Raw genomic sequence first — 12,261 nt, forward strand, 5'->3', positions numbered from 1 at the left:
TTCTTGTGGGATGGGCATCTTGCCCGTCCAATAAATTTATGAAAAGGACTTTTGCAAGAGGTCTAATCAAATCCCCGACTTCTTTGAGAAGTCGGGGATTTCGCCTGCAATGATTGGTAAAGGCCAGAACCGCTAACATCAAAGAAAACACAGTTAAATTCATCCGTGTATCCGTGTCATGTCTTCCCTTATTTCAGTTCAACATTTACCGTAGCAGACATCCCCGGTGCAATTCGCGATTCATAGCCTTTAATGCTTTCGGCATCAAACACAACTTTTACCGGAATTCGCTGCACAACTTTGGTGAAATTGCCCGTAGCATTATCGGGAGGCAATAAGGAGAATTGAGCGCCAGAAGCAGGGGAGAAACTATCGAGACGACCCTCAAATTTACGGCCACCAAAAGCATCTAACTTGATTTCTACTTTTTGGCCTGGTTTCATATTTGCCAGTTGCGTTTCTTTGAAGTTAGCAATTACCCACAAATCGTTACTGACGATCGCCATTAACGGAGTTCCCGGCTGCACCCGCTGCCCGACTTCAACCGATTTGCGGCCGATTTGTCCGGCGGCCGGAGCAGTAATATTCGTGTAGGAAAGTTGCAGTTGAGCGTCTTTAACCGACGCTTCCGATTGCCCGATCGCAGCTTTAGCAGCATCATACTGCGATCGACTGACTTTAGTTTGTTCGCCCGTAGCTTGCGCCTGTTGCAATCCGCCCTTCGATGCAGCAAGTTTGGCAACGGCTGCGCTAATACCTTCTTGTGCTAGGGCGACTTTAGCTTGAGCGCTGGCGACACCAACTTGGGCGCGCGCTACTTGGGCTTCGGCTTGTTTTACTCCTTCTTGAGCTTGGGCTACTGCTGCTTGGGCTGCGGTTACGCCTTCCTTGGCTTGAGCTAAGCGCGCTCTGGCTTGTGCAATTCCTTGTTGGGCTGCGCTGCTTTGACCTGCGGCTACTTCGTAGGCGGCTTTGGCGGAGTCTAGTTGCTGGCGGGCGATCGCACCTTCTTCCTGCAAGCTTTCGTACCGTCTATAATCAGCTTGCGTCTTGACCAGATTAGCTTGCGCTTGTGCTAGCTGAGCTTGCGCTGCGGCAATCCCGGCTTCGGCTTCCCTCACTTTAGCTTCAGCTTGGGGAATGCCGGCTTCGGCTTGGGCGACTTTAGCTTGCGCTGCGGGTACGCCGGCTTCGGCTTCAGCGACTGCGGCAACGGCTGCGGGTACGCCTTGTTCGGCTTCTCTAATTGCTGCTTGGGCGGTGGAAATGGCAGCGTTGGCGCTGCCGATGTCTCCTTGGGCTTGGGCTGTTTTGCCTTGGCTGGTTTGAGAGGCTAGGGAAATATTTGCTTCGGCTGCTTCGGCTTGGCGGCGGGCGTTTTCTAAGGCTGCTTGGGCTTGTTGGACTTTAACTTGGTAGTCGCGGGGGTCGAGTTTAATCAGCAGTTGTCCTGGTTTTACTTGTTGGTTGTCTTGTACTAAGACTTCGGCGACTGTACCGTTGACGCGGCTGCTGATTTGGTGGATGTGTCCGGCAACTGTGGCGTTTTCGGTTTCTTGGTGGATGGAAGCGTATTGCCAGTAGCGGTAGCCGAAGCTGCCTGCTGCGATCGCCCCTAGGCCCAGCGCTGCTAAGATCAACGCTTTCGGGGCTTTTTTCTTCGGCGTTTCCGCAGGCGACAGGGGTGCTTGCAGTTCTGTTTCTGCGCCTGTTTTGACTTCGGCGGGGGCGCTGATTTCTGTTTCTGGGGCTGGTATGACCGGCACCATTTTAGCTTGGGTGTTGTCGTCGATCGGCTTTTCTAATAGGGCGACTGCTTTGCCTTTGCCGTTGCCGTTGAATTCTGCTGGGTTAGTTTCGTTTGGGCCTTTCATGGTATTTGATTCCTGATACTTTAGTAAGATGTCGTTTGTTTAGGGTGCGTAGTTTTTATTTAGGAAAACGGCTTTTTTTTAAGAGTGCGTAGTATTTTGCGGTTATTTGTAATGTAGTAGAGGTAGATGCTGCTGCACTTCACTCAAAAGATTGATTTGTCGGTTTAGGAGAGATTCAGGATCGCTCGATCGATCAGTTGGGAAAAGAGTTCTCGATCGGCCTCTGAAATTCCCTCGACAGCTCGATCTCTGATTTTAGCTACCAGCGGGGGCAATACCTCTTGCAGTTCCCTGCCGGAGTCTGTCAGCCAAATGCGCCAAATGCGGCGATCGCGCGTGTCTCTCTCGCGGCGGACTAGGCCTCTTTCTTCCATGCGATCGAGCACGCCTGTCAGCGTCCCGCCTACCTGTTGCAGTTTGTCGCCAATGCTGGAAGTCGGCAAACCGTCTTCTTGCCACAAGCAGCACAGTACCAGCCAGTGAAAAGGTGTCAATCCAAAGGGTTCAAGTACCTCTTGCAGCCTGCGACTGCCTAGCTGTGCCAGAAGTTTCAGACGGTAGCCCAGGCTTTGGGGGGCGAGAATGTCGTGCCACTGAGCTAGATGTGTGCGATCGACAGTGGATGTAGTAACCATTGGCTTATTACTTAGCGTTCGTACTATTAGTGTAAAATGCTTTTTGGAAGATGTCAAGGGGGTGCAAGCAGGTTTTTTGGCGATCGAGTGCTACGCTAAAACCGGGAATCCGCCCTCTGCCGGATATGTTAACAATTCTTAATTGTTCTTAAACTAGAAAGAGTAAATCTAGTTTTCGATCTGAATTTATGTTGCTTCCAGCCGACAAACGCACCAAGTTAGACGACACCGACGACAATTTGTTCTATTCCTATCCCCGGTTTGTGACTCACGTAGACGATGGATTCATTCAGCAACTAACCGATTTGTATCGGGAACGGCTGAAGCCGAATAGTCGGATTTTTGATATGATGAGCAGTTGGGTTTCTCACTTCCCCGACGAGATGGAATTTGCCCATGTCGAAGGGCACGGCATGAATGAAGAGGAGTTGGCAAAAAATCGCAGGCTGAATCATTATTTCGTGCAGAATTTGAACGCAAATCCCAAATTTCCACTGCCGGATGCAGAGTTTGACGCGGTTGTCAACTGCGTTTCGGTACAGTATTTGCAACACCCCGATGTGATTTTTGCCGAGATTCACCGCATTTTGAAGCCGGGCGGCGTAGCAATTATCAGTTTTTCCAACCGGATGTTTTATCAAAAGGCGATCGCGGCTTGGCGGGAAGGATCGGAGGGCGATCGGGTAGAATTAGTCAAGGGTTACTTTGATTCTGTCAAAGGAGCGAATATACCCGGATTTAGCAAGCCGGAAGTAATAGTTCGCAAGCCTAACTTGCCGAGTTTTATGCAAATGCTGCGAATAGGAAGTGGCGATCCGTTTTATGCGGTAGTTGCTTACCGCCAAAGTTAGGATTTTTTGGCAGTATGGACTTTAGGACTTTAGGTGGAAATTGAAAACACTAAAGTCCTTACTACAAACCGATCGAAAGCTACCCTCTTGAGGTTAGGATATATTTAATATTGGCTCCTAAAATATGGAAAACCAGCTTTTGCAGCGCATCACACTCGATCCAAATATCTGCCACGGAAAACCCTGTATTCGCGGTCTCCGATATCCAGTAGAGTTCATTCTTGAATTACTCAGTTCTGGTATGAATGCTAAAGAAATTATAGATGACTATGATGATTTAGAACATGAGGATATTCTAGCTGCTTTGCTATTTGCCGCGCGGCTGACTCAAGTGAAAAGCATATACCGAGTATTAGTGTAATGAAGTTTTTGGTAGATGCACAATTACCACTACGTCTTGCGCGCGTGCTGCAATCTGCTGGTTGCGATACTATTCATACTAAGGATTTACCTCGACGAAATGCAACTCCGGATTCAGAAATTAACTAGCTTTCCATCCAAGAAAGCAGAATTGTTATCACCAAAGATAGAGATTTTATCGATTCATTTATGATCCAGCAGCAACCTTACAAGCTGTTGATATTGACCACAGGCAACATAAATAATAACCAACTTATAGACTTATTTATGAATAACTTGCCGCAGTTAGCTGAACTCTTTCAGGAACATTCATTGATAGAAATGAATCGCGATACAATTGTAGTTCATCAGTAATAAATTAGGGTGAAACCTGGATATGAAACCATATCACCAAATATCTATCGACGAATGTGGCGAACCTTTAGTCCCTATTCCAACAGAACATTTTGCCTTTCAAATACCGCACCCTTATCAAGAGTTGGGTGCTCCCTATCACAACAGCAAAGCAGATTCGCCTTACTATTTGCGGCAAGGAGTTGTAGATAGTTTAATCGCAGCTCAAACTCAGCTACAGCAAAATTATCCAAATTGGAAAATTCTGATATTTGACGCTTATCGGCCGGTCGAAGTTCAGCAATTTATGGTAGATTATACTTTTAATCAAATTGCCGTAGCTCAAGGCTGCGAATTTCCGGTTTCCGAAGACAAACACCAAGTGATTATAGAACACGTATATCAATTTTGGGCAGTACCAAGCCTCGATCGCGCGATGCCTCCGCCTCACAGTACAGGTGGAGCTTTAGATGTAACTTTAGTGGATGAAAATAATCGGCTAATTGATATGGGTTCTCCGATTGATGAAATATCAGAACGTTCTTATCCCGATTATTTTGGTAAGAGCAAGGAGCCACAAAAACAGGAATATCACCGCCACAGGAAAATCTTAAAAGATGCGATGATAGCTGCGGGCTTTCAGCAGCATCCTAACGAATGGTGGCATTTTTGTCTGGGTGATCAGATGTGGGCTTGGTTGACAAATCAAAACAATAGTGGTAGCCAATTTATGGCCCGATACGGTCGCTATTAAAAGGGTACGCAATTAAATCGGGACTGGCGCACTCTCGACCTTTAGAAACCTGGTTTCTTCACAAAAAACCTCAGCTTTTAGCTGCTTCCTCCAGCAAGAAACCTAGTTTCTGACAGTCTGTGCGTCCAGGAATATAAAAGTTTGAGCAAAATAAATCATTTGTATCAGGATACACGGCAACTATTGCCAGCGGGGTAGCGGTGGTTTAAAATCAACGAGAGCGAACAAGTGCAGGCAAATCGAGCCAGCACCGCAAACCCTAAAGGATAACTCAGAGTTCACCCAATGAAAGCACTCATCCTCTCTGGCGGCAAAGGAACACGCTTGCGTCCCCTCACCTATACGGGTGCTAAGCAGTTGGTTCCTGTAGCAAATAAGCCGATACTGTGGTATGGAATTGAAGGAATTGTGGCGGCTGGGATTACGGATATTGGGATTATTATTAGTCCCGAAACCGGGGAAGAGGTGAAGACCAAAACAGGAGATGGATCTCGCTTCGGTGCAAAAATTACTTATATCTTGCAAGAAAAGCCGGCGGGACTCGCTCACGCGGTAAAAGTTGCCCGACCATTCTTGGGCGATTCTCCGTTTATTATGTATTTAGGAGATAACTTAATTCAGAATCAGTTAGATCCGTTTTTAGAGATTTTTAACAAGCAGAAACTAGACGCTCTAATTTTGCTGCGTCCAGTCCCCAATCCCTCTGCTTTTGGTGTTGCAAAAGTTGATGAGAAAGGAAAAGTTTTGCAGTTAGTAGAAAAACCACAAGTTCCGCCATCGAATTTAGCACTGGTGGGGATTTACTTTTTTGCTCCTACTATTCACGAGGCGATCGATCAAATTCAACCCTCGGCCCGTGGCGAACTCGAAATTACAGACGCTATTCAACAGCTCATGAATCAGGAAAAACAGGTAGAAGCCTGCAATTTAGAGGGTTGGTGGCTGGATACGGGGAAAAAAGACGATTTGCTGAGTGCAAACCAAATCATTTTAGATAGCTGTATCGTAGCTTCAACTGAATTAAAAGTAGACGCCAAAAGTCAAATTATCGGACGAGTCCAAATAGGCGAAGGAACGGAAATCATTAATTCTACAGTTCGCGGGCCGGTGGTAATTGGGGAAAATTGCCGCATTGAAAATTGCTTTATCGGACCTTACAGCAGTATTGCCGATCGCGTGACGATGATTGATGCTGATATCGAACACAGTGTAATATTGCAAGGGGCGAAAATACTGGGCATTCACCAGCGAATTGTTGATAGCGTGATCGGGCAACGAGCTCAACTCACAAATGCGCCCGCTCGTCCAAAAGCTCTGCGGTTTATGATTGGTGATGACAGTCAAATTGAGCTATAGCCTTTCGAGCGAAAGATGAGGTACTCATGGGCATAGGCCTCCGTGGGCATAGGGCATAGGCCTCCGTGGGCATAGGGCATACCTCACTTTTTTGAGAACCGCTATAGCTTAAATTGAGATATTGCCAATATCGAAAGCAATAATCCTGATTTAACAAGAGATAAATTTTCTTGTGGGGTGGGCATCCTGCCCGCCCTTGAACAGGCAAGATGCCTGTTCCACAATTAATTACAATTATTCACACAGCAAAGTGGCCTGTTCACAATTAGTTACAATGATTGAAACAGCAAAGATGCCTGTTCCATAATAAGTCATACTAAGTTACCTAAAGGAGAGGAAAGTTTGCAGTACGAAGAAATACCAACTCAACAGATAATAGATAAATTGCGGCAAACTTTGGAGCCGCGAATTGGTATTGTTGAGCCGTCGCTGCCGGGAAGAGAAAATAGTGCGATCGCCCGAGATGAAGATGACGAAGACATCGCCCTGTTAAAGGCGGGTTTCGATATTTATAACATCCCCATTACCTCTTACCAAAGGCGGCTTGGTTCCGCAGTAATTGCAGTTAGGAAAATAGTCAGAAAATTGCTCAGGCCCGTACTCGAACGCCAAGTTATTTACAATTTCGCTAATACCCGCGTCGTTCAAACATTGAGCATTCAGTTGCAAAAATTGCAAGAAAATCAACAAAATATCGAGAAAAAAATTAAATCGGAATTCAGCAGCGGATTTCCCGAAGTTACAGCACAGCTTGAGACTCAACAAAATGCGATCGCAGCTTTTCAGTCTGAAATAGAGCAAATTAAAGTAGTGCAGCAGCAACATACTGCTATTTTAGAGAAGATTACGGCTCAATTGCTCGAGCGACAACAATAAAGCATCAAAGATTACCCAAAATAATTTGGTCACAAGGCCCCAGATTTATTCGCGAGAGCAATTCTTCAATCTAAAATCTAAAATCTAAAATCTAAAATCCAATGACCGCTCAATTGCTCGAGCGACAACAATAAAGCATCAAAGATGACCCAAAATAATTTGGTCACAAGGCCCCAGATTTATTCGCCAGAGCAATTCTTCAATCTAAAATCTAAAATCTAAAATCTAAAATCCAATGACCGCACTGCCAATATGCTCGTTAATTATAGTCAACTATAACGGTCTGCGCCACACGAAAGATTGCTTAAAATCTCTACAAAAACTTGCGTATCCCGAACAGCAACTAGATTTAATTGTAATTGATAATTGCTCTAAAGACGATTCCGTTAATTCCCTGCGCGAACTCTTTCCAAAAGTTCGCATTTTTGTCAATTCCGCCAACAACTTTGCTAAAGCTCTCAACCTCGGCATCAGCCAAGCTAAAGGGCAATATATCGGCTTTCTAAATAACGATGCTACCCTTGACAGTCACTGGTTAGAGATTCTTGTCAAACGGCTAAAAACTAATAATAAAATCGGTGCAAGTAGCGGCAAATTGCTGTTTAAAGACGGGCGAATTAACAGCGTCGGCATTCAGCAATTACCTAATTTTTATTGGCGAGATGTCGGCTTTGGCGAGAAAGATTCGGGACAGTACGATACAGAACGGGAAGTCGAAGGGCTTTGTTGGGCGGCGGTGCTTTTTCGGAGAGAATGTTTGGAAGATGTCGGGCCAATAGATGAAGATTTTGTGATGTATTTTGAGGATGTAGAGTTTGCAAAACGCTGCCACAAACGCGGTTGGAAAATGCTTTATACTCCCGCAGCTATCGCCCATCATGAGTATCGGGGTTCGAGTAAAGGAAGCAAACTTACCGAGTATTTCTGCAATCGTAATCGGTTTTTGTATTTGGCTAAACATGAACCTTTGCAATTAGTTTCTTCAATTCATACTTCGGATTTTTTTACTAATAAGCAGTACGATTTGCTGTTCGAGAGTTTATTTGTAGCGATTAAAAAACTTCGAGATTATCAGAAACCAGAAATCATCGCCACTCTATTGCCGCAGTTGTCGGAAAAGTTGGCGGTGATTTACAGTCGCCTGAAGGTCGATCGCATTTTGTCTCGATTGCAGGTGGTTGGGGGCGATCGCAAAATGTCGATCGCCATTTACGATCACGGACTGCATTTTATTGGTGGCGGTCAAAAATACGTTGCTACCATCGCCTCGCTGCTACAAAATGAATTTGACATTACTTTTATCGCCAACAAAGCAGTTGCTGTTTCCGACTTAGAATCGTGGTACGGACTCAACCTTTCAGGATGCAAAATAAAAATTATTCCCTTGGCGTTTTACGAGAAACGCGGAATGCAGTGCATCGATTCCAGCATCATCGTGGAGGATATGGACAATCCCTTTGATGAAATTGCCAGAGAAAGCCAAAACTACGATATTTTCATCAACGCAAACCAACTCGAAAAAGTGAAACCACTATCCCCAATATCAATATTTTTCTGCCACTTTCCCAATACCTTTCGCAACCGTCATTTTGCTGTGGATGACTACACTTTTATTATTGCCAATAGTCAATTTACTGTCAAGTGGTTGGATAAACGCTGGAACCTCAAGCCAACTTTTCTGCTTTATCCCCCGGTGGAAATGGCAACAGTTAAAGTGGCGAAAGAAAAGATAATTTTGGCTGTGGGACAGTTTGAAGCTGGGGGAACAAAAAAGCAAATTGAATTAATTCAAGCTTTCCGCAGTTTGCTAGCGGATTATCCCGAAGAATTCCAAGGATGGCGGCTTGTTTTAGTGGGAAGCAGTATTTCCCGCAATCCTTATTTAAAGACTGTTCAGAATTTATTGAAGCAAGATTCAAGGGCGATCGAGGTAAAAGTCAATGCTGACTTGGATGAGGTAAAATCGCTTTATGCTAGAGCGAGCATATTTTGGCACGGCTGCGGTTTGGGTGAAGTCAATCCTCAAAGATTTGAACATTTCGGGATGGCGACTGTGGAAGCAATGCAAAACTGTTGTGCTCCGATTGTTTTCAACGGCGGCGGCCAACCGGAAATTGTCCAACATGGGCGATCGGGTTTTTTATTCAATACCGTTGAGGAACTTTGCCAGCATTCACGTCAACTAATTGTTAATCCCGATTTGCTAGCAGAACTTCAAGCTGGTGCACAGCAGCGCAGTCAGAACTTTAGACTTGCACGTTTCGAGGAAAAAGTCAAGAGTTTTTTTGAGATTATTTACCAAGAATATGCTACAATTCGGCTGCCAAATCCGGCGGATGTAGCTCAAATGATCCAGAGAGATCGCGATCGATAAATTGCGTAGGGGCGGGTTTTACTAACAAAATTGGATGATGAAAAACAATTTATATAAACCCGCCCCCACACCACTAATAACTTACATCAACCTTGACTTCTATACAACCATAAAAATGTACATTTTGATTTTTCGTTTGGTGGGGGCGGGTTTAGGAGATGATTGGTTTGAGACGTAGATAGTTGGTAAAACCCGCCTTACAATATAAATAAATTGTGTTCGCTCGAATCATGTCTAACCCACTTTTAATCAATTTATCTTTCTTAAGTCCTGAACCAACGGGAATCGGAACTTATGCAGCTAATCTTTTCCCACAAGTGCAACAGCTAGAACCTACATTACTTGTCTCCCAGCCAATTGACAATTATACTTGCTATCAAATCCCCGACACTCTGACGCCGGATCGAGGGCCGAAAGGACAAATTAATAGGCTGCGGTGGACTCAATTCAACTTGCCAAAAATTTACAAAAAATTGCAGTCAACCCTGATATTTTCCCCAATTCCCGAAGCACCTTTGTATTCCGGCTGCCGCTACATAGTCACAGTTCACGATTTAATTCCTTTGCGATTTCCCCAACGGTTTTCTAGATTAACAGCTTATTTCCGCTACTATATACCGCAGGTTTTGCGGCAAGCAGAACACATTATTTGCGATTCTCAAGCAACGGCGGCAGATGTTGCTAACTTTTTCCAGATTCCGCGTCATAAAATGACCGAAATTCCCCTAGCTTGCGATAATATTAATTTTAGATATCTGGATTTGCCAGCCAAAAATTATTTTCTTTATACCGGCAGACACGATCCTTACAAAAACTTGGAAAGATTAATTGCGGCATTTGCGAGTTTGCCCGATCGCGCAAATTACGAATTGTGGCTAGCAGGGCCTCCCAATGCCTACACACCGCAGTTGATAGCACAAGTTGAAGAATTAAAACTAAAATCTTCAATCAAATTTTTGGGTTACGTTCCCTATTCTCAATTGCCCGTACTAATGAATCAGGCGATCGCCCTAGTTTTCCCTACACTTTGGGAAGGATTCGGCTTACCAATTTTAGAAGCAATGGCTTGCGGCACACCCGTCATCACATCCAACCTGTCATCGATGCCAGAAGTAGCCGGAGATGCCGGATTATTAGTCAATCCTTACAGCATCGGAGAAATAGCCGAAGCCATGCAAACAGTAGCCAGAGATTCAAAAGTGCGATCGAACTTAAAAACTGCTAGTTTAGCCAGAGCATCTCAATTTAGCTGGAACAAAACCGGAAAAGCAACCGCCAACATCTTACAGCAATATCTTTAAATCTTCCCTCTCTTCATCTCTGTGTCCTCTGCGCCCTCTGCGGTTCAATAAAAAAATCCCACCAAAAAACCGCAATCTACATATTATCCCATGCCCAATCTCCAATCCAACCTGCTAATCAACCTCTCCTTCCTAATTTCCAAACCCACCGGCTTAGCCATCTACGCCAAAAACCTATTTCCCCACCTAAAATCCCTCAATCCCACATTACTAACAGCAGAAAAATTTCCCAATAGCAACTGCTACCAAATCCCCGCCAATCTAACACCCGAACAAGGAACCAAAGGACACATCAACCGATTGCTGTGGACACAAACCAAACTTCCCAAAATTTATAAACAGCTAAAATCTAACCTATTATTTTCCCCAATTCCCGAAGCTCCTCTATTTGCAGGTTGCCGCTATATCATTACAGTCCATGACTTGATAGCGCTGCGATTTCCCCGTCGCTTCGATCCTCTGACACCTTACCACCGCTATTACATTCCTCAAGTGCTGCGACAGGCTCAACACGTCATTTGCGACTCTGAATCCACTGCGAAAGATATCGCTAATTTTTGCAAGATTCCTACTAATTTAATTACGCCCATTTTCCCTGGATACGATACCAGTTTTTTCCGTTTTTTAGACTTACCAACAAGCAATTATTTTCTTTATATCGGTCGCCACAATCCCTATAAAAATGTGCAGCGAGTTGTAGCAGCATTTGCTGCTTTGCCTCATAATTCCGAGTACGAATTGTGGATAGCAGGTTCGGAAGACAAACGCTATACGCCGCTGCTGAAAGCGCAGGTTCAAGAATTGGGATTATTCGATCGAGTAAAATTCTTAGACTACATTCCCGCGGCCGACTTGCCCAAAGTCATCAACCAAGCGATCGCGCTGGTTTTTCCCAGTCTTTGGGAAGGATTCGGCCTCCCCGTGCTCGAAGCAATGGCCTGTGGCACTCCTGTCATCACCTCTAACCTGTCTTCAATGCCAGAAGTCGCGGGGGGTGCAGCAGTATTAGTCAATCCCTACAGCGTCGAGGAAATTGCCACTGCGATGCAAGAGCTTGCAGTCGATGCCAAAGTTCGATCGCACTTGCGGGAGCTCGGTTTAGCCAGAGCAAAACAATTTAGCTGGGAAAAAACAGGGCTGCAAACTGCTGCTATTCTAGATCGATATATCTAATTTTTCTATTCTCAGGGTACAGAGAATCGTATTTAGGGTGCGATCGCATTTAGGGTGCGATCGCCACCGGTGCCAGCAGAAATCTGGGAAATAGAAGCTAAAAGCCCGATCTCATGTCTGGCGAATTAACAGCAATTAAGCTCAGGGACTGGTTTTGTAGGGGCGGGTTCGCCAATATCTACGATTGAGATCCAGGGTATTTGTCAACCCGCCCTCCCCGCCCCTTTCGGCCAAATTCGCGCTTTTACTTGTTGATACCCAACTGATCGCCGCGCTTGTATTGCTGATAAGCAGCAAAAAACAGCCCCGACAGAGTAACAAAGATTAGACCCAGAACAATACCTGAAAGTAGCGGTTCTACCATGAGAGCTCCT

General features: G+C 45.0%; 12 protein-coding genes and 1 pseudogene. 10 read left to right on the plus strand and 3 right to left on the minus strand.

Annotated elements, in window-relative coordinates; translation table 11 throughout:
• Positions 1 to 188 precede the first annotated feature (188 nt).
• The gene (locus ACUVJL_RS23710) at positions 189 to 1,874 is read right to left on the minus strand and encodes an HlyD family secretion protein (protein WP_445248082.1); all 1,686 of its coding nucleotides are present in this window, start codon (positions 1,872 to 1,874) and stop codon (positions 189 to 191) included.
• Between the two features lie 164 nt (positions 1,875 to 2,038).
• Positions 2,039 to 2,509, minus strand: coding sequence for a MarR family winged helix-turn-helix transcriptional regulator (locus ACUVJL_RS23715; RefSeq protein ID WP_445248083.1), 471 nt, complete (start codon positions 2,507 to 2,509; stop codon positions 2,039 to 2,041).
• Between ACUVJL_RS23715 and ACUVJL_RS23720 the strand changes: the two genes are divergently transcribed.
• The 10 genes and pseudogenes from ACUVJL_RS23720 to ACUVJL_RS23765 all read left to right on the plus strand — a co-directional run bounded on the left by ACUVJL_RS23720 (position 2,493) and on the right by ACUVJL_RS23765 (position 11,887).
• Complete coding sequence (locus ACUVJL_RS23720; protein WP_445248084.1) at positions 2,493 to 2,651, plus strand: hypothetical protein; 159 nt, start codon at positions 2,493 to 2,495, stop codon at positions 2,649 to 2,651. The two genes, ACUVJL_RS23715 and ACUVJL_RS23720, sit on opposite strands and share 17 nt — an antisense overlap.
• 46 nt (positions 2,652 to 2,697) lie before the next feature.
• Positions 2,698 to 3,360, plus strand: a complete 663-nt coding sequence (locus ACUVJL_RS23725; RefSeq protein WP_445248085.1) for a class I SAM-dependent methyltransferase — start codon at positions 2,698 to 2,700, stop codon at positions 3,358 to 3,360.
• A gap of 124 nt (positions 3,361 to 3,484) precedes the next feature.
• A complete protein-coding gene (locus ACUVJL_RS23730) occupies positions 3,485 to 3,721 on the plus strand; it encodes a DUF433 domain-containing protein (protein ID WP_445248086.1) in 237 nt (78 codons plus the stop codon).
• Positions 3,721 to 4,074 (plus strand): annotated as a pseudogene (locus ACUVJL_RS23735) (DUF5615 family PIN-like protein). Before ACUVJL_RS23730 ends, ACUVJL_RS23735 begins: the two are co-directional and overlap by 1 nt.
• A gap of 22 nt (positions 4,075 to 4,096) precedes the next feature.
• The gene (locus tag ACUVJL_RS23740; protein WP_445248087.1) at positions 4,097 to 4,807 is read left to right on the plus strand and encodes a M15 family metallopeptidase; all 711 of its coding nucleotides are present in this window, start codon (positions 4,097 to 4,099) and stop codon (positions 4,805 to 4,807) included.
• A gap of 285 nt (positions 4,808 to 5,092) precedes the next feature.
• Positions 5,093 to 6,163 (plus strand): glucose-1-phosphate thymidylyltransferase, encoded by a 1,071-nt coding sequence (locus ACUVJL_RS23745; RefSeq protein ID WP_445248088.1) that lies wholly within the window; start codon positions 5,093 to 5,095, stop codon positions 6,161 to 6,163.
• A gap of 342 nt (positions 6,164 to 6,505) precedes the next feature.
• The gene (locus tag ACUVJL_RS23750; protein WP_445248089.1) at positions 6,506 to 7,039 is read left to right on the plus strand and encodes a hypothetical protein; all 534 of its coding nucleotides are present in this window, start codon (positions 6,506 to 6,508) and stop codon (positions 7,037 to 7,039) included.
• Between the two features lie 235 nt (positions 7,040 to 7,274).
• Positions 7,275 to 9,413, plus strand: coding sequence for a glycosyltransferase (locus ACUVJL_RS23755; RefSeq protein ID WP_445248090.1), 2,139 nt, complete (start codon positions 7,275 to 7,277; stop codon positions 9,411 to 9,413).
• Between the two features lie 230 nt (positions 9,414 to 9,643).
• Positions 9,644 to 10,714, plus strand: coding sequence for a glycosyltransferase family 4 protein (locus tag ACUVJL_RS23760; RefSeq protein WP_445248091.1), 1,071 nt, complete (start codon positions 9,644 to 9,646; stop codon positions 10,712 to 10,714).
• Between the two features lie 90 nt (positions 10,715 to 10,804).
• Complete coding sequence (locus ACUVJL_RS23765) at positions 10,805 to 11,887, plus strand: glycosyltransferase family 4 protein (protein ID WP_445248092.1); 1,083 nt, start codon at positions 10,805 to 10,807, stop codon at positions 11,885 to 11,887.
• Between the two features lie 244 nt (positions 11,888 to 12,131).
• Here ACUVJL_RS23765 and petG read toward each other — a convergent pair whose 3' ends face one another.
• Positions 12,132 to 12,251, minus strand: a complete 120-nt coding sequence (gene petG / locus ACUVJL_RS23770) for a cytochrome b6-f complex subunit V (protein WP_015174208.1) — start codon at positions 12,249 to 12,251, stop codon at positions 12,132 to 12,134.
• Between the last annotated feature and the right edge of the window lie 10 nt (positions 12,252 to 12,261).

The organism is Microcoleus sp. OTE_8_concoct_300 (assembly GCF_031383065.1).
In the GTDB taxonomy this organism is placed as follows: domain Bacteria; phylum Cyanobacteriota; class Cyanobacteriia; order Cyanobacteriales; family Microcoleaceae; genus Microcoleus.

Excerpts from the sequence above, each read along its gene's own strand:
- ACUVJL_RS23710 (WP_445248082.1), bottom strand. The coding sequence starts at position 1,874 with ATGAAAGGCCCAAACGAAACTAACCCAGCAGAATTCAACGGCAACGGC.
- ACUVJL_RS23715 (WP_445248083.1), bottom strand. The coding sequence starts at position 2,509 with ATGGTTACTACATCCACTGTCGATCGCACACATCTAGCTCAGTGGCAC.
- ACUVJL_RS23725 (WP_445248085.1), top strand. The coding sequence starts at position 2,698 with ATGTTGCTTCCAGCCGACAAACGCACCAAGTTAGACGACACCGACGAC.
- ACUVJL_RS23730 (WP_445248086.1), top strand. The coding sequence starts at position 3,485 with ATGGAAAACCAGCTTTTGCAGCGCATCACACTCGATCCAAATATCTGC.
- ACUVJL_RS23740 (WP_445248087.1), top strand. The coding sequence starts at position 4,097 with ATGAAACCATATCACCAAATATCTATCGACGAATGTGGCGAACCTTTA.
- ACUVJL_RS23745 (WP_445248088.1), top strand. The coding sequence starts at position 5,093 with ATGAAAGCACTCATCCTCTCTGGCGGCAAAGGAACACGCTTGCGTCCC.
- ACUVJL_RS23755 (WP_445248090.1), top strand. The coding sequence starts at position 7,275 with ATGACCGCACTGCCAATATGCTCGTTAATTATAGTCAACTATAACGGT.
- ACUVJL_RS23760 (WP_445248091.1), top strand. The coding sequence starts at position 9,644 with ATGTCTAACCCACTTTTAATCAATTTATCTTTCTTAAGTCCTGAACCA.
- ACUVJL_RS23765 (WP_445248092.1), top strand. The coding sequence starts at position 10,805 with ATGCCCAATCTCCAATCCAACCTGCTAATCAACCTCTCCTTCCTAATT.
- petG (WP_015174208.1), bottom strand. The coding sequence starts at position 12,251 with ATGGTAGAACCGCTACTTTCAGGTATTGTTCTGGGTCTAATCTTTGTT.